Annotated in this window: 20 protein-coding genes; 4 read left to right on the top strand and 16 right to left on the bottom strand. The window is 67.2% G+C overall.

Features of this window, described 5'->3' with window-relative positions; genetic code table 11:
- Positions 1-91 precede the first annotated feature (91 nt).
- The 3 genes from KYC_RS13800 (at position 92) to KYC_RS13790 (ending at position 4,352) form a co-directional block, all read left to right on the top strand.
- Positions 92-559, top strand: coding sequence for a hypothetical protein (locus KYC_RS13800; RefSeq protein ID WP_043518401.1), 468 nt, complete (start codon positions 92-94; stop codon positions 557-559).
- A gap of 136 nt (positions 560-695) precedes the next feature.
- Positions 696-2,420 (top strand): methyl-accepting chemotaxis protein, encoded by a 1,725-nt coding sequence (locus KYC_RS13795; protein WP_008163196.1) that lies wholly within the window; start codon positions 696-698, stop codon positions 2,418-2,420.
- A 336-nt stretch (positions 2,421-2,756) separates the two neighbouring features.
- Entirely contained in the window at positions 2,757-4,352 is a 1,596-nt protein-coding gene (locus KYC_RS13790; protein ID WP_008163195.1) for a methyl-accepting chemotaxis protein, read from the top strand.
- Positions 4,353-4,420: 68 nt separating this feature from the next.
- Here KYC_RS13790 and fliR read toward each other — a convergent pair whose 3' ends face one another.
- The 13 genes from fliR to fliF form a co-directional block, all read right to left on the bottom strand.
- Entirely contained in the window at positions 4,421-5,209 is a 789-nt protein-coding gene (gene fliR, locus KYC_RS13785) for a flagellar biosynthetic protein FliR (protein ID WP_008163194.1), read from the bottom strand.
- 34 nt (positions 5,210-5,243) lie between these two features.
- Positions 5,244-5,513 (bottom strand): flagellar biosynthesis protein FliQ, encoded by a 270-nt coding sequence (fliQ, locus tag KYC_RS13780; RefSeq protein ID WP_008163193.1) that lies wholly within the window; start codon positions 5,511-5,513, stop codon positions 5,244-5,246.
- Between the two features lie 19 nt (positions 5,514-5,532).
- Entirely contained in the window at positions 5,533-6,324 is a 792-nt protein-coding gene (fliP, locus tag KYC_RS13775; protein ID WP_008163192.1) for a flagellar type III secretion system pore protein FliP, read from the bottom strand.
- Positions 6,325-6,359: 35 nt separating this feature from the next.
- The gene (gene fliO, locus KYC_RS13770; protein ID WP_008163191.1) at positions 6,360-6,683 is read right to left on the bottom strand and encodes a flagellar biosynthetic protein FliO; all 324 of its coding nucleotides are present in this window, start codon (positions 6,681-6,683) and stop codon (positions 6,360-6,362) included.
- A gap of 12 nt (positions 6,684-6,695) precedes the next feature.
- Positions 6,696-7,232 carry a flagellar motor switch protein FliN gene (fliN, locus tag KYC_RS13765; RefSeq protein WP_008163190.1) on the bottom strand — a complete coding sequence of 179 codons (537 nt, stop codon included), beginning with the start codon at positions 7,230-7,232 and terminating at the stop codon, positions 6,696-6,698.
- Complete coding sequence (fliM, locus tag KYC_RS13760) at positions 7,225-8,232, bottom strand: flagellar motor switch protein FliM (protein ID WP_008163189.1); 1,008 nt, start codon at positions 8,230-8,232, stop codon at positions 7,225-7,227. Before fliM ends, fliN begins: the two co-directional genes overlap by 8 nt.
- Before the next feature lie 2 nt (positions 8,233-8,234).
- Entirely contained in the window at positions 8,235-8,873 is a 639-nt protein-coding gene (gene fliL, locus KYC_RS13755; RefSeq protein ID WP_008163188.1) for a flagellar basal body-associated protein FliL, read from the bottom strand.
- 170 nt (positions 8,874-9,043) lie between these two features.
- Positions 9,044-10,435 carry a flagellar hook-length control protein FliK gene (locus KYC_RS13750; protein ID WP_008163186.1) on the bottom strand — a complete coding sequence of 464 codons (1,392 nt, stop codon included), beginning with the start codon at positions 10,433-10,435 and terminating at the stop codon, positions 9,044-9,046.
- 24 nt (positions 10,436-10,459) lie between these two features.
- Entirely contained in the window at positions 10,460-10,912 is a 453-nt protein-coding gene (gene fliJ, locus KYC_RS13745; RefSeq protein ID WP_008163185.1) for a flagellar export protein FliJ, read from the bottom strand.
- Entirely contained in the window at positions 10,905-12,404 is a 1,500-nt protein-coding gene (fliI, locus tag KYC_RS13740) for a flagellar protein export ATPase FliI (protein ID WP_008163184.1), read from the bottom strand. Before fliI ends, fliJ begins: the two co-directional genes overlap by 8 nt.
- Positions 12,401-13,144 (bottom strand): flagellar assembly protein FliH, encoded by a 744-nt coding sequence (fliH, locus tag KYC_RS13735; protein WP_008163181.1) that lies wholly within the window; start codon positions 13,142-13,144, stop codon positions 12,401-12,403. Before fliH ends, fliI begins: the two co-directional genes overlap by 4 nt.
- On the bottom strand, positions 13,137-14,147 hold the full coding sequence (gene fliG / locus KYC_RS13730) for a flagellar motor switch protein FliG (protein ID WP_043518399.1): 1,011 nt from the start codon (positions 14,145-14,147) through the stop codon (positions 13,137-13,139). The genes fliH and fliG overlap by 8 nt, the downstream gene beginning before the upstream one ends.
- A complete protein-coding gene (fliF, locus tag KYC_RS13725) occupies positions 14,137-15,816 on the bottom strand; it encodes a flagellar basal-body MS-ring/collar protein FliF (RefSeq protein ID WP_008163177.1) in 1,680 nt (559 codons plus the stop codon). Before fliF ends, fliG begins: the two co-directional genes overlap by 11 nt.
- Positions 15,817-16,148: 332 nt before the next feature.
- Between fliF and fliE the strand changes: the two genes are divergently transcribed.
- Positions 16,149-16,481 (top strand): flagellar hook-basal body complex protein FliE, encoded by a 333-nt coding sequence (gene fliE / locus KYC_RS13720; protein ID WP_043518397.1) that lies wholly within the window; start codon positions 16,149-16,151, stop codon positions 16,479-16,481.
- A 49-nt stretch (positions 16,482-16,530) separates the two neighbouring features.
- Here fliE and KYC_RS13715 read toward each other — a convergent pair whose 3' ends face one another.
- From KYC_RS13715 to fliK, 3 genes are all read right to left on the bottom strand, one after another.
- Positions 16,531-17,331, bottom strand: coding sequence for a flagellar brake protein (locus KYC_RS13715; RefSeq protein WP_008163174.1), 801 nt, complete (start codon positions 17,329-17,331; stop codon positions 16,531-16,533).
- 14 nt (positions 17,332-17,345) lie between these two features.
- Entirely contained in the window at positions 17,346-17,672 is a 327-nt protein-coding gene (locus tag KYC_RS13710) for an EscU/YscU/HrcU family type III secretion system export apparatus switch protein (RefSeq protein WP_008163172.1), read from the bottom strand.
- Positions 17,672-18,408: flagellar hook-length control protein FliK (fliK, locus tag KYC_RS13705; protein WP_008163170.1), on the bottom strand; the 737-nt coding region annotated here is incomplete at its 5' end. The genes KYC_RS13710 and fliK, both read right to left, overlap by 1 nt.

Raw genomic sequence — 18,408 nt, 5'->3', positions numbered from 1 at the left:
CGGCCGCGCCGGCGGCCAGCCGGCGGCAGGCGCCTTCGGACGACGATTGGGAATCTTTCTGACGCCGGCATTGCCGGCAAATGGGCAGGGTATGCGAGGTTATCTACATCTTCTGGCGGCGGCCGCAGTTGCGGTGATTCTGGCCGGCTGCGCGGCGACGGGCCATAACTTCGACCCGAGCAAGCTGTCGACCCTGACGCCCGGGCAGACGACGCTGGAAGAGGCCTCGCGCGCGCTGACCGCGCCTCCGGCCCAACGTTTCAAACAGAGCGACGGCACCTTGCTGGCGCTTTGGTCCTTCAAGATAACCTTTGTCGCCGACGGCTTGTACAGCCGTAAGGATGCGCTGCTGCAGTTCGGCCCCGACGGCCGTCTGATGCGGCTTGTCGACAGCACCAATATTCTGCTGGAACCTTGGGAACGCCGAAAGTTGCTGGGTCCGGCGCCCGTGCCTGAGTCGTCTCAGGACTGGGCGCAGCCCGCGATGGAGCCCGAGGTGCAAACCATCTACATACCTGGACCGGGCGAACCGGCCGGTCTGGCGCCCCAAGGCAAATAGCCCTGGTGTTCAGTAGAGAACATCGCGGCGCGAGCCGCGATGTACGTCGCCCTGAGTGTATGCCCCATGTAACAGGGCGTGTCCACAGGGTGGTTTTTCATTTGGTCAGAGTAGTTCCTGAGGGATGGGGAAAAAAATGGAAGCGAGTCTCGAATCCGGTGCAAAGCCCGGCAAGGCCGGCAAGAAAAAAGCCGCGCGCGCACCCAAGGTCAAGCGCAAAATGCGGCTTCGCGATGCCCGCGTCGGCACGATGCTGCTGTGGGTCATGGCGTTCTTCGCGGTGCTGATCGCCGCGGTGGGAGGCTTGGCCGCCCACTTCCTGCAAAGCAATTATCAATCTATCCGCGAGGTCAATGCGCTGACCGAACGCGCCAAGCAGGTCGAGATCATCAATAGCGACATGCTGCGCGCCCGCGTGAGCCTGATGGTGGCCGCGCGTCACCTGCAGGAATCCGGCTGGGGCAGCGGCGAGAATTCGGCGCGTGACGCCGCCGCGGCGCTCAAGGGCGCGACGGATCTGCTGACCGGCGTGCGCAGCCGCTTTGCCGACTTCCAGAAGAACATGCTGGAAGACGACACGGGCCGCCAGCTGTCGATGAACCTGGTGCGCCGCTATCGCTCCTATATCGACGATGGCGTGGACACGATGGTGGAAGCCCTGCGCAGCGAAGACTATTCCACGTTCTACATGGTGAACAACGAATACGGCACGCCGCGCAGCGCCGCCTTCATCGAGGCGATCGGCCAGTTCGGCAAGTACATCGGCGACCAGCAGCAAGCCACGATCGACCAGGCCGAAGCCAACTTCAATCTGGCCATGGTGGCCGTGGGCATTGCGGTCGGCCTGGCGCTGTTGCTGATGATTCTGGCGCGCATCCTGTTTGGCCGCCTGGTGGTGCGTCCGCTGGTCGAAGCCGGCCAGCATTTCGACAAGATCGCCGCCGGCGACCTGACCGGCCGCGTCGAAGTGCGTTCGCACAACGAGATCGGCCAGCTGTTCGCGGCGCTCAAGCGCATGCAGGAAAGCCTGACCCGCACGGTGTCGACGGTGCGCCGCGGCGTGGATGAGATCACCGTGGGTTCGCGCGAAATCTCGGCGGGCAATACGGATCTGTCCAGCCGCACCGAAGAGCAGGCGGCCTCGCTCGAGGAAACCGCGGCGTCGATGGAAGAACTGGCCTCGACGGTCAAGCAGAACGCCGACAACGCGCGCCAGGCCAACCAGCTGGCGGCCAGCGCGTCGGACGTGGCCGAACGCGGCGGTTCTGCGGTGTCGGAAGTGGTGAGCACCATGGAAGGCATTTCGGCCAGCTCGCGCAAGATTTCCGAGATCGTGTCGGTGATCGACGGCATTGCGTTCCAGACCAACATCCTGGCGCTGAACGCGGCGGTGGAAGCCGCGCGCGCCGGCGAACAAGGCAAGGGCTTTGCGGTGGTGGCGGGCGAAGTGCGTTCGCTGGCCCAGCGCAGCGCGCAGGCGGCCAAGGAAATCAAGGGCCTGATCGAGGACTCGGTGACCAAGGTGGGCGCCGGTTCCCAGCAGGTCGAACGCGCAGGCGCGACGATGCAAGAGATCGTGGCGTCGGTCAAGCGCGTGACGGACATCATGGGCGAGATCTCGGCGGCGTCCGAGGAGCAGTCCAGCGGTATCGACCAGGTGAACCGCGCGGTGTCGCAGATGGACGAAGTGACGCAGCAGAACGCGGCGCTGGTGGAAGAGGCCGCGGCCGCGGCCGGCTCGCTGCAGGAACAGGCGCAGCGCCTGGCTGAAGCGGTGGCCGTGTTCAAGATCAATACGGGCGAAGTGATTGAAGTTCCGGCCCAGCAACTGGGCGGATACGCAGCGCCGTCCTTGAACTAAGGCAGCATCCTGGGCCGCGCCCGATTCCGCAGCAGCGGGATCGGGCGCGGCCTTTTTGCGTTTCAGGCCCGGCGCGGACCGGGCTCGAGGTACTGCTTATTTATTGTGGTTATAAGGATCGCCGGTCAAGTCATAAGCACGTTAAGTTTTCGTCTATATGACCGTTAACAATATTAGTGCCCGTTATTTGGGCAATAACACAGTGGTCGATGGCGGTTTGCGCGGTAAGCGGAGCGCCAGACGAATCAGGCGGGAACGAGGCGATGCGGGGCGTCGCGGCTGGTTCGAGCGCCGTCGTCCATCTGCTGTCGTATATGTTGTAACTGGAGGCAAGCCGTGCGCGTCAACCTACCCATCACCGATGTGGAAACCAAGCTGCGCGAGGATCAGTACCTGATCTCGCGTACCGACAGCAAGGGCCGCATTGTCTATGCGAACCCGGCGTTCGTCGAAGTCAGCGGCTTTACTCGCGAAGAACTCATTGGCAAGCCGCACAATATCGTGCGCCACCCGGACATGCCGGCCGAGGCCTACGAGGACCTGTGGCAGACGCTGGAATCCGGCGAGTCGTGGCTGGGCGTGGTCAAGAACCGGCGCAAGGACGGCGGCTACTACTGGGTGCTGGCGAACGCCACGCCGATTGTCGAGAACGGCGAGGTCGTGGCCTATTCGTCGGTCCGGGTGCGCCCCTCGGAAGAGCAGATCGAGATGGCCGAAGCGCTTTACGCGCGCATCCGTGAAGGTACAGCCAGGGGCGTGCGCATCCTGCGCGGCCGGCCGGTGCGCGCCGGCTGGCGCCGCGGGCTGGACGTGCTGGCGTTCCCGTTCCTGCCGGGCGTGCGCAACCGCATGCTGCGCCACGCAATGCTGTCGTCGGGCATCGTGGCGGCGGCCGGCGCCTATGGGCTGCACGCCAACTGGTCCAGCCTGGACGCATGGGGCGCCGGGCTGGGCTGCGGCGCGATCGCGCTGGGCGTCGTGACGATCTTCGCCATGGGCTGGAGCCTGTCGCGCTCGTTGCTGGAACCGATGCTCGACGCCGCCAACATGGCGCGCCAAGTCGCGGCGGGCAACCTCACCACGCAGATCATCGCGGATTCCGACGACGAGGTTGGCAGCCTGAAGTTCTCGCTGGAGGTGATGCGCAAGAGCCTCATCGGCATCGCCCAGGACGTGTACCGGGGGATCGAAGGCACCACGCATGCCGCGGTCCACATCGCGCGCGGCAACCAGGAACTGGCCGGCCGCACGGAAGGCCAGGCGGCCTCGCTGCAGCAGACCGCCGCCAGCATGGAGCAATTGACGTCGACCGTGCGCCAGAATGCCGACAACGCCCGCCAGGCCAACCAGCTGGCCGCCAGCAGCATGGACGTGGCGCGCCGCGGGGGTGTGGCGGTCAGCCAGGTGGTCAACACCATGCACGGCATTTCCGACAGTTCGCGCAAGATCGCGGATATCGTCACCATCATTGAAGGCATCGCGTTCCAGACCAACATCCTGGCCCTGAACGCGGCGGTGGAAGCGGCGCGGGCGGGCGAATCGGGCAAGGGCTTCGCCGTGGTGGCGGGCGAGGTGCGCAGCCTGGCGCAGAAGAGCGCGCAGGCCGCCAAAGAGGTCAAGGCGCTGATCGAGGATTCGGTGGACCGCGTCACGGAAGGCTCGGCGCAGGCGGAGCAGGCCGGGGCGACCATGCAGGACATCGTGGCCGCCGTGCACCGCGTCACGGACATCATTGGCGAGATCTCGCGCGCGTCGCAGGAGCAGTCCAGCGGCATCGAGCAGGTCGACACCGCGGTGTCGCAGATGGACGTGATGACGGTGCAGAATACCGCGCTGGTGCAGGAGCTGGGCGGCGCCGTGATGCAGCTGGGCAACCAGTCGGGCGCGCTGCGCGAAACCATCCGCGTGTTCCGGGTGGTGGGGCAGTCTTAAGCGTCGGCGAGCCCGGTGCAAGAAAAAAGCGGCAGACTGCCGCTTTTTTTGTGGGATCCAGCGGCCGCCTATCGGCCCGCCAGCGCGTCGACCACCCGGCTCATGGCCGACAGGCCGGACTCGAACAGCGATTCCAGGAAGGGTCCCGCGTGCGGCAGGACCACGGCCAGCACGGTCACGCCGATGATCAGCGTGACGGGGAAGCCGACGGAGAACACGGATAGCTGCTGGGCGGCGCGGTTCAGGATGCCCATGGCAAGGTTGATGGTCAGCAGCGCGCAGATCAGCGGCAGCGCCAGCAGCAGGCCGGAGACGAACACGGTCTTGCCCCATTCCACCACCGCGCCCCAGCCGTTCTGGTGCAGCTGGATCATGGCGATAGGCAGGGTGTCGAAGGAGCGGACCAGGGCGGCCAGCACCAGCAGGTGTCCGTCCAGCGCCAGGAATGTCAGCATCGCCACGATGTTGAACAGCCGGGACAGCACGGCCGTGTTGGCGCCGGAGCTGGGATCGAAAAACGAGGCGAACGACAGGCCCATCTGCAGGCCGACGAATTCGCCCGCGGTCTGGACGGCGGCGAACACCAGGCGCATGGTAAAGCCCATGGCGATGCCGATCAGCACCTGCTGCATCACCATCCAGAGGCCGGCAAAAGAACCGGGCGATATGGGCGGCATGGGGTCCAGCGCCGGGCTGATGGCCACGGCCAGGACGAAGGACAGGCCGACTTTGACCTTGACCGGTATCAGCGATTCGGAAAACAGCGGCGCCGTGCCCACCAGCGCCAGGATGCGCACGAACGGCCAGAGGAACTGGCCGATCCAGCCGTTGAGCTGTTCGAGCGTGAAGGCGATCATGATGGGGAATGCGGGCGTCCTGCGGCGGGGCCGCTCAGGACACCAGCATGGGGATCTGGCCGATGAGCTGCCGGATGTAGTCAACCATGACGCCGATCAGCCAGGGGCCCAGCAGCACCAGGACGCCGCACATGGCCAGCAGCTTCGGAATGAACGACAGCGTCATTTCGTTGATCTGCGTGGCCGCCTGGAAAATGCTGATGACCAGGCCGACGACCAGGGTGACGAGCAGCAGCGGACCGGCCATCGCCAGGACGATCTTCATCGCCTGGTAGGTCATGGTCATGACGGTTTCGGCAGTCATGGCGATTCTCCTCGGGGCGCTACTGGTAGAAGCTTTGGGCCAGCGAGCCCATAAGCAGGTTCCAGCCATCGGCCAGCACGAACAGCATCAGCTTGAAGGGCAGGGCGACGGTCACGGGCGGCACCATCATCATGCCCAGCGCCATCAGCACGCTGGCCACCACCAGGTCGATGATGAGGAAGGGGATGAAGATCGTGAAGCCGATCTGGAACGCGGTCTTCAGTTCGCTGGTGATGAAGGCGGGCACCAGGATGCGCATGGGGACCTGGGACGGATCTTCCAGCGCGGGCTGCTTGGCCAGGTTTGCGAACAGCGACAGGTCGTTTTCACGGGTCTGGTGCAGCATGAACGTGCGCAGCGGGCCGGCGGCGCGCTCGACCGCCGTCTCGAACTGGATCGTGCCCTCGGACAAGGGCTTATAGGCGTCGGCGTAGATCTTGTCGAACACCGGCGACATCGTATAGAAGGTCAGGAACAGCGCCAGGCCGATGAGCACGTGGTTGGGCGGCGACATGGCGGTGCCCATGGCGCTGCGCAGCAGGCCCAGCACGATGATGATGCGCGTAAAGCCCGTCATCATCAGCAGCGCCGCCGGCAGGAACGACAGCGACGTCATCAGCAGCATGGTTTGCATGCTGAGCGAATACGTCTGCGAGCCGTCCGCGCCCGGCGTGGCGGTCAGCGCGGGCAGCGTGGCCTGCGCGACGACGCCGGCCGGAAAGAAGGCCAGGCCCAGGACCGCGGCGGCGGCCAGCATGGGCAGCGCGCGGCGGCTGGCGCGGGCGGAAGTCGGGCTGGTGAGCAAACTCATGGGTGTCGCTGGAATCGCGCCTCGGCCGCAGGGCCCTAGCGGCGCTTGAGGGCCTGGCCCAGCTTGGCGGCGAAGGCGGCGGTGGGCAGAGGCGAGCCCTCCGGCAACTGGCCGGCGGGCAGGGTATGCAGGGTGGTGAGCTGGTTCGGGCCGACGCCCACCACCAGCCAGGTGTCTTCGATCTCGACGACGACGATGCTTTGGCGCGGGCCGACGGGCAGGCTGGCGACCTGGCGCAGCAGGTTGCCGCCGCCGCGCTGCATCAGTCCGGCGCGCTTGGCCAGCCATGCCGAAACCAGGATGGCGGCCACCACCAGCACGAGGCCGACGATGACGCGCAGCAGGGCAGGTTCGGTCATGGCGCCAGGTCTTCAGCGACGGTTGTTCAAGCGGTTGATCCGCTCGGACGGGGTGATGATGTCGGTCAGGCGGATACCGTACTTTTCCTCGACGACCACGACTTCGCCCTGGGCGATGAGGTAGCCGTTGACGAAGATGTCCATCGGTTCGCCGGCCAGGCCGTCGAGCTCGACCACCGAGCCCTGGCCCAGCTGGAGCAGGTTCTTGATGGTCAGGCGGGTGCGGCCCAGCTCGACCGTCAGCTGGACGGGCACGTCCATGATCAGGTCGATGTCGTTGCCCTGGCCGGCGACCGCGCCTGCCAGAGGCTTGAACACGGATTGCGATGCCGGCTGCGCGGCAGGCGCCGCGGGCGCGGGAGCCGGTGCGGGCGCCGGGGCTGCCGGCGCCGTGGCGGCGGTCTGTTCAGCCATCGCGGCGGCCCAGTCGTCCTGCGGCTTCAGACCGTCGGCTTGCGTGGGCGGGTTGGCGCGGGATTGTTCGGCGAGCGCGTCGGCCCAGTCGTCGGCCGGGGACGAGCCGGTGCCGGGCTCGTTCTTGTCAGTCATGGTCAGAGGCCTCGTTGGGTTCTGTATCGTGGGTAAACAGGTTTTGCACGCGCAAGGCGTACTGGCCGTTGAAGACGCCGTAGCCGCATTCCATCAGCGGCACGCCGTCGACGCTGGCGATGACGGTTTCGGGCACGTCGACCGGAAGGACGTCGCCGACCTTCAGGCTGATCAGTTCGCGGATCGACGACGGGATGCGCGCGAATTCCGCGACCACGTCGATGTCGGCGCTGCGCACCTGGCGGGAAAGCTGCAGCGACCAGCGCTGGTCGACCTCTTCGAGCGTGGTCTCCTGCAGCGGACGCGTCAGCAGATCGCGCACCGGCTCGATCATGGAGTAGGGCAGGCAGATGTTCAGGTCGCCGCCGGTCGCGCCGAATTCGATGTGGAACGAGGTGACGACCACCACTTCATTGTTGCCGGTGATGCTGGCGAACTTGGTGTGCATCTCCGAGCGTACGTATTCGAACTCGATCGGATAGACGGGATCCCAGGACTTGCCGTAGCTTTCCAGGGTCAGGTTGAGCAGGCGCCGGATGATGCGCTGTTCGGTGGTGGTGAAGTCCCGGCCTTCGACGCGCGTGTGGTAGCGGCCATCGCCACCGAACAGGCTGTCGATGACCAGGAACACCAGGTTCGGGTCATACGTGAAGAGCGCCGTGCCGCGTAGCGGCTTCATCTGAATCATGTTCAGATTGCTCGGCACGGGCAGGTTGCGTTCGAAGTCTGCGTACTTCTGGATCTTGATCGAACCGACGGTGATGTCGGCGCTGCGGCGCATGAAGTTCAGCAGCACGTTGCGCATGTTGCGCGCAAAACGCTCGTTGATGAGCTCCAGCGTCTGCATGCGGCGGCGGACCACCCGCTCGGGCGAGCTCAGGTCGTAGGCGCGCGCGCCGGCGCTGGGGCCTTCTGATTCCTTTTTGCTATCGCTCTCGCCGGTGACGCCGGCCAGCAGCGCATCGACTTCGTCCTGCGAAAGAAATGCCTCGTAGGCCATGCTTATTGCACCACGAACGCCGTGAACAGCACGTCGGTGACATACTGGCCGTCAGGCAGGGGCGAGAAGGGGCGGTTCACCGCCTGCTTGATGGCCGCGACCATGTCGTTCTTGCCCTGTTGCGTCTGGACGCCGGTGGGCGATTGCGCGGACAGCACCATCAGGATGCGGCTGCGCACTTCCGGCATGTATTTTTCCAGGCGGGTGCGGGTCTGCTCATCGCTCACGCGCAGCGTCAGGCCGACGTGCATGATGCGCTCGGTTTCGGCGTTCTGCAGCGTGACGGTGAACGCTTCGATCGGAACGAAGATCGGGGCGGGCACGGCAATGGGCGTGGCGGACGGCGCGACGAAGGTCGTCGGCGTGGCCTGGGGGCCTTGCGCGCCTTGGCCTGCCTGACCCGGCTGGCCGGGTTGGCCGGGTTGGCCGGGCTGGCCGGCGGGAACCTGGCCCACGCCCAGCTGCACCGCGTTGCCGGCTTGCGGCTGCATGCGCTGGGTGATGAACCAGGTTGCGCCCGCGCTGGCGGCAGCGACCAGAAGCAGCACCAGGATCGCCAGCACCGGGCGAAGGATGCGGCCGATGCCGCCGGAGGTCGTCGCGCCGCGCGCCGGCGCGGGAATGGGTTTGATTGTCGCCATCTGGGTATCGATGCGTGTTGTGCCGCCGGTGAAAACGGGTTCTTAGTGGATGAAAGCATTCTGCCCGAAATCCCGCCGCCGCTTGGAGGCGAAAAACAGGGCGAAAGCCGCGTATCTCAAGCTATTGCTGCACTGCCCGCGTCCGTTGCCGGCCGCGGGCCGCTCGTTCATTACGCAAAGGTGTCGACCAATGCATTGGCGTTGCGCGCCACCGTTACGGCGGGCTGCGAGGCATCGGCCGAGCCGTCCGCCACGGCCGATCCGCCGCCTTGCTGGCGTTGCGAACCGCCGCCGTTCTGCTGCGCGAATTCCTGTTGCGCGGCCTGTTCGCCCACGCTGGTCTGTCCCAGCGAGATGCCGGCCTGGGCCAGCGCCTGCTGCAACTGCGGGATGGCGACTTCAATGGCCTGACGCACCGAGGCGTGCGCGGACACGAACGAGGCGGAGGCCACGCCATCCGACAGGTTCAGGCTGACGCGCAGCGGACCGAGGTCGGGCGGATCCAGCCGCAATTCGGCGGTCTGCATGCCTTGGCGCGCGTTGCTGCTCATCATGACCATCTGCTGGCCGAGTTCGGTGCCCCAGTGCGTGGCGCCAACTGGCGTAGCGACCTGCAGCACGACCGGAACGACGGGTTGCGCCACGGCGGCCTGGTTGACCACCGGGGCCGCCTGGCGCTGCGTGGCTGCGGCAAGCGCCTGGGCCAGCGCGTCCTGGGCGCTGGCGCCATGCTGCGGAGCCTGGAACTGCGGGGTCGTGCCGGCCAGCAGGACCGCCTGATCGTCCTCGGCTGCATGTTCCTGCACCGGCAGGGCGGGCGCCTGCTCGGCCTGGGCACGCAGGTCGCGCGCCGGGCGCGGCAGCGAGACCTCGAGTGCGGCGCGCGGGGTGTCGGCCTTGGCGGCAAGCTTGGGGTCGACGGCGGTCGAGGCGGTGGGCGTGCTGCCCGGCTTGACGGCGGCGGTCAGGACCGGCAGGGCGGCCTGGGCATCGCGGGCAGCCAGCGCGGCGCCGGCCTGGGCCTCGTCGGCGGTGGCCGCGACGGGCGTCTGCGCAGCCTGCGCTGCGGCCGGGAGGGCCGTATCGGCGGCGGTCAGCGCCGCGGTCAGTACGGCGGCGCCGTTGCTCATCGCGGTAGCGGTGGCCGCCGCATTGCCGCGGGCGATCTGCACCTGTTCGGCCGCCTGGGCGGCGATTTCCAGGGCCTGCTGCGGCAGCACGGGCGCGGCAACCGGCTGCTGCGCGGCGGCGACGGCGAGGGCGCCGGCTTCCGCCTGGGCGGCGGTCTGCACGGCTTCGTCGATCGCGCCGGCGGCGGCGCCTTCGGCTGCGGCGGCGGGTTCGTCGGGATTCTTGCCATTGGACGGCGTCTTGGCGTCGCCGCGCGCGGGGCGCGCGTCGGCGGCCTGGGCCGGCCGCTGCTGCGCCGGGCGCTGCTGGGCCAGCACATCCGAGAAGCTGGGGCCTTTCTTGTTGGCCGACGCGGACTTGGCGCCGATTACGTCGGCGATCGACGTCGGCGCGGTCGGCGCGATCAAAGGCAAGGGCAGGGGAGCGGTCATCTTGGGCTTCCTGTGAGGTATCGCTTAATGCATGCCGCCGGTCTGGCGCTGGACCAGGCGGGCGGAGTATTCGTCGTTGACGCGCTGTTCGCGGCGGGATTCCACCAAAGCCTGGGCGCGCAGTTCGCGCTGCGCCAAGGCGTCGTAGGAGTTGAGCTTGCGCTTTTCCTGCTGCCAGTAAAGGCGGCCCTTGGACAGGTTTTCCTCGGCCTGGCGCAGCACGGTCTGCTGCTGGCCGATCGCGTCGTCCAGCGTGCCGATGAAGCGCTGATAGTTGTGGCAATCGCTGGCCGCCATGCCGCTCGTCATTGCCTGTTGCAGGCGTTCGAGGTAGTCCTGGCGGTAGTCGTGCAGCATGGAGAGCTGGCGTTCCGCATTGCTGCGTTCGGCGGTGAGCCGGCCTAGGAGGCGCGCGGCTTCGTCCGTGCTTTCCTTGGCCAGGTTGATCAGCATGTCCAGGGGCAATTGGCTAGGCATAGGTGTCCCGTGATTCGAAACTGGCTCGCAACTGGTTGACGGCGTCTTCGTAGCCGACGTTCTCGCCGATGTCCTGTTGCAGGAAGGCTTCCAGGCGGGGATAGCGCGCGATCGCGTCATCCAGCTGCGGATCGTTGCCGGCGGCGTAGGCGCCGACGGCGATGAGGTCGCGATTGCGCTGATAGCGCGACAGGCTCTGCTTGAAGCGGCGCACGATCGAGAACTGCTGCGGCGTGATGAGCGAGGTCATGGCGCGCGAGATCGACGCTTCGATATCAATGGCCGGGTAGTGGCCGGCTTCGGCCAGGTGGCGCGACAGCACCACGTGGCCGTCCAGGATGGCCCGCGCCGAGTCCGCGATGGGATCCTGTTGGTCGTCGCCTTCGGCCAGCACGGTATAGAACGCCGTGATCGAGCCGGCCTTGCCGGACGGGCCGGGTGCGCCCATGCCGGCGCGTTCCACCAGCGTGGGCAGCTTGGCGAACACAGACGGCGGATAGCCTTTGGTGGCGGGCGGTTCGCCGATGGCCAGCGCGATTTCCCGTTGCGCCATCGCGTAGCGGGTCAGCGAGTCCATAATCAGCAGCACGTCCAGGCCCTGGTCGCGGAAGTGCTCGGCCAGGCGCGTCGCGTAGGCGGCGCCCTGCAGGCGCAGCAGCGCCGAGACGTCGGCGGGCGCGGCCACCACGACCGAGCGCGCCAGACCCTCGGGGCCCAGGTTGTGCTCGATGAATTCCTTGACTTCACGGCCCCGCTCGCCGATCAGGCCCACGACGATGACATCGGCCTTGGTGTAGCGGGCCATCATGCCGAGCAGCACGCTCTTGCCCACGCCGGAACCGGCGAACAGGCCCATGCGTTGGCCGCGGCCGACCGTCAGCAGGCCGTTGATGGCGCGCACGCCCGTGTCCAGCACCGTATCAATCGGCGCGCGCGACAGCGGGTTGATGGGCTGGGCGGAAAGAGGGGCCAGTTCGGCGCCCGTCAGCGGGCCCAGGCCGTCCAGCGGGCGGCCGGCGCCGTCGAGCACGCGTCCCAGCAGCGCGTTGCCGACCGGCAGGTGGCGGCCCAGCTGGGGCTTGGCGTTGCCGTTCAGTTCAGCCTTGCGCGGCAGCGGGATCTGGCGCTGCACGGGCGGTTCGCCCGGCACGACGCGCGCGCCGGGAGGCAGGCCGGAAATGTCGGCCTGCGGCATCAGATAGAGGGTGTGGCCGTCGAAGCCGACGACTTCAGCGTCGGCCCAGTGGTCGTGGCCGCGCGCGATTTCGATGCGGGCGGCGGCGCCCACGGGCAGGCGCAGGCCGGTGGCGTGCAGCACCAGGCCCGTGGCCCGGGTGATCTTGCCGCTGACCAGCCAGGGGTCGGTGGACGCCGCGCGGATCGAACCGATCTGCAGCTGGGTCTGCCAGCGGTCGATCACGGGCGCGGCCGGCGCGGTGGCGGCGGGCGCCGTGGGCTGGCCGGGCTGCGCGGGGACCGATTGGGCGCTCACGCCGGTTCCTCCCACGACGCATTGCGGCCCAGCGAGGCGGCCACGCGGCGCCAGCGGGTCTGCAGCGTGGCGTCGATGTCGCCGAACGGCGTCTCCGCGCGGCAGCCGCCGCGCGTGATCGACTCGTCGGCCAGGACGCGCCAGTGACCTTCCTTCAGTTCGTCGGCCAGGTGCAGACGGATCAGCTCGATGTCGTCGGGGTTGGCCCACAGGCGCATCTGCCCGCCCGCGGTCGGGTTGATGTGGAGCACGTCGCGCACCGCGCCGACGACGGTCTCGGGCTGGTCGGCGAGGGTGGTGCGGACCACCTGCTGGGCGATGTCCAGGGCCAGGGTCAGGAGGCTCTGGCCCATCTTTTCTTCCAGCGCGCCAAGCGAAACCGCGCAGGCTTCGACCAAGGCGTGCAGGCGCTGCGCCTCGGCGGCGCCTTGTTCGCGGCCCTGGGCCAGGCCTTCGGCAAAGCCGGCTTCGCGGCCGGCGGCCAGGCCGGCTTCATAGCCCGCCTGCTGGCCTGCTTCCAGGCCGGCGGCATGGCCGCGGGCCGCGCCTTCCTCGTGTCCTTCCGCGATCGCCTGGGCGCGCAGCTGCGCCATCACCACGGCGGGATCGGGACCCGGATCGGGTTCGGGTTCCGGTTCGGCTTCGACGGGCTCCGGCTCGTCGAACGACAGCATCTGCCAGCGCCGCCAGGCGGCGCTGCGCGAGATGAGCGTCGTCGCGCCGCGGTCCGCTTCAGACATACGCGTCGTCTCCGGAGTTGCCCAGCACGATTTGGCCGCTTTCGGCCAGGCGGCGGGCGATCTGGAGGATCTTCTTCTGTTCGGTTTCGACCTTCGACATGCGGATCGGGCCTTGCGCTTCCAGATCCTCGCGCAGCATTTCGGCGGCGCGGCTGGACATGTTGCGCAGGAACTTCGCGCGCAGCTCTTCCTGGGCGCCCTTGAGCGCGACCATGAGCGTGTCGTTGTCGATTTCCTTGAGGATGAGCTGGATCGCGCGGTCTTCGACGTCGAGCAGGTTGTCGAACACGAACATCTCGTCGATGATCTTCTGCGCCAGGTCGTTGTCGCGCTCGCGCAGGCTGGCGACCACGGTCTCTTCCTGAGTCGAATTCATCATGTTCAGGATCTCGGCCGCGGTGCGTACGCCGCCCATCTTGCTGCGCTTTGCGCCCTGGCCGGCCAGCACGGAGTTGAGCACTTCGGTCAGTTCCGACAGCGCCGCAGGCTGCACGCCGCCGAAGGTGGCGATGCGCAGCATCACGTCGTTGCGCAGGCGGTCGGTCAGCAGCGCCAGCACGCCCGCCGCGCGGTCGCGCTCCAGGTGCACCAGGATGGTCGCGATGATCTGCGGGTGCTCGTCGCCGATCAGCTCGGCCACGGTGGTCGGGTCCAGCCAGTTCAGCGCGTCGATGCCGCTGCCGCCGTCGCCGGCTTCCAGGATGTCCTCGATCAGGCCGGCGGCGCGGTCGCTGCCCAGCGCCTTGGTCAGGACGGTGCGGATGTAGTCGTCCGAACCCAGGGTGACGGCCATGAACTGGTCGGCTTCCTGGCGGAATTCTTCCAGCACAACGGCGACATCGTTGCGCGTGACCTGCTTCAGGCTGGCCATGGCGCCGCCCACCTGCTGAACTTCACGGGCGCTCAGGTACTTGAAGACCTCGGCCGCGGCGTCTTCGCCCAGCGACATCATCAGGACGGCGCTGCGCGTCATGCCGTCCATGGGAGTGGAATCATTTTTCATCTTTGTTCATCCAGGTGCGCAGGACCATGGCGACAGCGCGCGGATCCTTGTTGGCCATGTTGCGGGCGCGCTCCAGGTTGTCCTGATAGCGGTCCGTTTCCTTGGCGCGGGCCAGGTCCTGGGCCTCGCGGGCCGCTTCGGCGCGCTCGGCTTCGGCCACTTCCGGATCAACCGGCGGGTACAGGTAGTCGCCCACGGAGCGGCGCAGCTTGCGATACAGCCACAGCGCCAGCACGCCGCCCACCAGCCAGGCAAGAATCGTCTTGAACAACGAGATCATTTCCGGATCGCGCCACATCGGCACCGGCGGAGGACCGTCGTTGAACTGGCTGTTCACGAGGTTCAGCGAATCGCCGCGCGCCTCGGAATAGCCCATGGCCTCGCGGACCAGGTTGGTGAGCTTGTTCAGTTCTTCGGGCGGCAGGGCTTGCGGCTCGCCGTCCTTGTCGCGGATGTAGTTCACCACCACGGCGACCGACATGCGCTTCAGATTGCCCACCGGCTGCTTGATGTGGCTGATGGTGCGGTCCACTTCATAGTTGGTGGTGGCGTCGCGGCGCTCGTTCAGGCTGCCGGTTGCGCCCTGGGTGCCGGTCTGCTGCTGTTGCTGCTGCTGTTGCTGCGCGTTGGCGGGCTGCTGCGGCTGGCCGGGGCGGGGGGGCTGCTGTTGGGGCGGATTGGTGATCGGCGCCTGGGCGTTGGCCGGCGCCTGATTCGACAGCGCGCCGGGCACGCCCTGGGCGGGACCGACGCCGCGCTGGGTCGAGTCGCTGGTCTGCTGGCTGCGCACGGCGGCCTGGCCAGGCTCCTGATTGGGGCGGTAGACCTCGGACGTCTCTTCGCGGCGGGCGAAGTCCACGTCGGCGGTCGCCTGGGCGTGCACGTTGCCGGGGCCGACCAGGGGATTCAGGATGGTGAGGATGCGCTCGACGGTGCGCTGTTCCATTTCGCGCACGAAGCGCAGCTGGTCCGCGTCCATGCCGCGGCCTTCGCCCAGCGGAGCCGACAGCAGGCGGCCGTTCTGGTCGACGATGGACACGCTTTCGGCGGTCAGTTCGGGCACGCTGCTGGCGACCAGCCAGGAAATGGCGGACACCTGGGCGTCGCTGAGGCTGCGGCCGGGATACAGGTTCAGCAGCACCGACGCCGTGGGCGCCTGGCGTTCACGCACGAACAGCGACTGGCGCGGCATGGCCAGGTGGACGCGCGCATGCTGCACGGTGTGCATGGCTTCAATCGACCGGGCCAGTTCGCCTTCCAGGCCGCGCTGGTAGTTGATCTGTTCTGCGAACTGGCTGGCGCCAAAGCGGGCGTTGTCCATCAGTTCGAAACCGACCGAACCGCCGCGCGGCAGGCCTTGCGAGGCCAGCTGCAGACGGGCGTCGTAGACACGGTCCGCCGGAACGAGGAGGGCGGTGCCCGTCTCGTTGTAGCGGTAGGGAACGTTCATCGTGCCCAGGGCCGTCACGATGGCGCCGCCATCGCGGTCGTCCAGGTTCGAGAACAGGACCTTGTACTTGGGTTCGCTGCTCCACATGGCCACGGCGACGATCACCGCGACCACCGCTGCGGCGGCGCCGAGCAGAATGGGCTTGGGCAGCGCCCGGATCTTTTCCAGCACGGGGAACTTGGCCAGAAGCGACGAGCTCAGGGTAGCCTGCTGATTCATTGACGGCTCCCGCTGGCTTCGCGGAGCAGGGAAAATGACTTCATGTCTGGGTAGGGCCGATTACACATGCAACGTGCTTCTGGTCTGGGGAGAGCGTGGATTATTGCCCCTGAGACGGCAATCCCAATCGACGAAAACAGCCGTTTTTTGGCGTTACTTAATCCCTATGTCGATGACAAGGCGCAAAGCGGCGCCGCATCCGCAGGGCAGGCCGGTTGCATCCGATGAAATGTCGGGATTTTTGGCGGTTTTTGTCGGCTATGGACCAACCGGATCGGCGCTACGCTTCGGGGGTACTTTGGCGTAATCCCCCACCAGCAAGGAATCAGGTAATGGCTGTCTCAGGCTTGTCCGGCATCGAAAGCATGCTCCAGCAGATGCGCTCGGTAGTGAGCAAGGCGGAAACCGGCAATTTGGCCGCAGGCGAGGCCGTGGGCCAGCCCGACGGTTTTGCCGCCGAACTGCAGCGCTCCATCCGCCGCGTGACGTCCGCGCAGAATGCCGCGACCGCTCAGGCCAAGGCCTTCGAGCTGGGCGCGCCGGATATCTCGTTGAATGACGTGATGATCGACATGCAGAAAGCCAGCATCGGCTTCCAGACCGCCGTGCAGGTGCGCAACAAGCTGGTTGCGGCCTACAAGGAAATCTCCTCGATGGCCGTCTAAGGCCTGCGGGACCGGCGCGCGGGGCCTCCCGGAGCGGGCCCGCGCCCGTTCAGTTGCGCTGCGCGCCTTTCTCCAGGCGCCACACCACCTGCTGCAGCCAGTTCTCCTGGCGGGCATTCAGATTCAGGAACAACGCGCCCACGTGGCTGACCGGCGGCTCGCCGGTGAGCGACACATGCTTGGGCTCCCCGTCGTCGGCAGCTTCCGGCGCGCCCATGGGCTGGCCCGAAACCGGATACACGTTGCGCACTTCCAGGTCGGCGCTGAGCTTGCCCAGTTCGCCGAAATCCAGTTCCACGCCCTCCATCACGGCGCCGCTCGCGGGCAGTTCGCCGACCGCCAGTCCCGCGCGCAATCCCACGCCGTCCACCGAAATATCGCGCACGGAGAAGCCGACGGGTTTTTTCGCGGGATCGGGCTGCCAGGAGGCGGAGCAGCGGCTGGCGCTGGAGATCATCGAGGCGCGGAACATCTTGCGGCGCTGGATGCGCGCCAGGCGGTCGGGGAACGCCGACATCAACGCCGCGCTGCCGTCGTCGAAGTGGATGACTTCGGGGCGCTGCACGCGGAAGCGGATCTGTACGCCGCCATAGGCGGTGGCATTGAAATAAAACGTCGTGCCGCTCAGCAGGCCCATGCTGTCGGACTGCTCGAAATCCGCGCCGTCATAGTCGCGCGGACGCCAGAAGAACTGGCGCGTCTGCTTGTCGGCGCCCAGAATGAGCACGGCGATTTCGCGGTCGGCCGCGTCGCGCACAAGGATGTGGCTGTCGGGGTGCGTCAGCTCGAAGAGGGCTGAGCGCATGTCTTCCGGCCGGGTCAGCACGAATTCCGGGTCGCTGGCATCCAACACGTTGATAGTCCTTAGGTAGAAATTTCGGGCTGCGCGGCGTCGGGAAGCTCGCGCGATTCCAGGCGATACAGCCAGGCGAGCAATTCTGCCACCGCTACGTAGAGTTGGGGCGGAATATGCGCATCCAGATCGACCTGCATGAGCAGGCCGACCAGTTCGCGCGATTCGTGCACATACAGCCCATTTTCCTCGGCGGCGCGGACGATGGTGTCTGCAAGCTGGCCATAGCCTTTGGCGACGACGCGCGGCGCGCCGTCCTTTTCGTCGTAGGAAATGGCGACCGCCGCGTTGCGGTTGGCGTTGGGGCCGTTGTCCGCAGAGGTGGGGAGGGTGCTCATCAGAAGTCGGCCGGGATGACGGGGCGCGGTTCCACCACGCTTACCGAAAGATTGCTCAGGGTGAGGCCGGCTGCCAGCAGGCGCGAGCGCAGCATGTCCGACGAATCATTGATTTCGGTGGCGCTGTGCGGGGCGATCAGCTGCAGGACGATCTGGTCGCCGGCCAGGTTCAGCCGGGCGTCCACCAGGCCCAGGCGCGGCAAGTCCAGTTTCACGCGGGTCGCCCAGGTGGGGACCGCCGACTCGCGGTCCGCGCCATAGGGGTCGCGCTCTACTTCCCATTCCATCGGCGTGCCGGGCCAGGCTTCGCCCTGCCAGTTCAGCGTCTGGTTCGCCAGCACGTCCAGCTGCTGGCGAACCAGCACGGTCAGGTCCTGGTGGATGCCGCTGATCGGCGCGCCGGGCGTCGACGGCCCGGACGAGCCTGACGGGCCCGAGGTTTCGGCGCCGGCGCGTGCGGTGCTGGCGCTCTCGGTGCGGCCGCGGGCCTGGGCATTGCCTTGGGTGGCGGCTTCCTTGGTCAGGCGGGCCTGCGGCTCGTTCTGCAAGGTGGACGGATTGGTCCGGCCGAACACCATGTCGGTCAGATGCGATTCGTAGAACAGGCCGCTGGTCTGCAGGGCGGTGCGCAGCGCCTGCCCCAGCGCGCGGGCCTGCGGTCCGCCCGCTGCGAGCGATGCGTGGGCGACGGCGTCGGAGCCTTTGGCGCCATGGGGCGCGCCGGCGGCATGCGTTG

The sequence above is a fragment of the Achromobacter arsenitoxydans SY8 genome (assembly GCF_000236785.1).
Lineage (GTDB): Bacteria > Pseudomonadota > Gammaproteobacteria > Burkholderiales > Burkholderiaceae_B > Achromobacter > Achromobacter arsenitoxydans.
The sequence above is the reverse complement of the archived record's forward strand: the minus strand, read 5'-3'. Positions and strand labels throughout refer to the sequence as shown.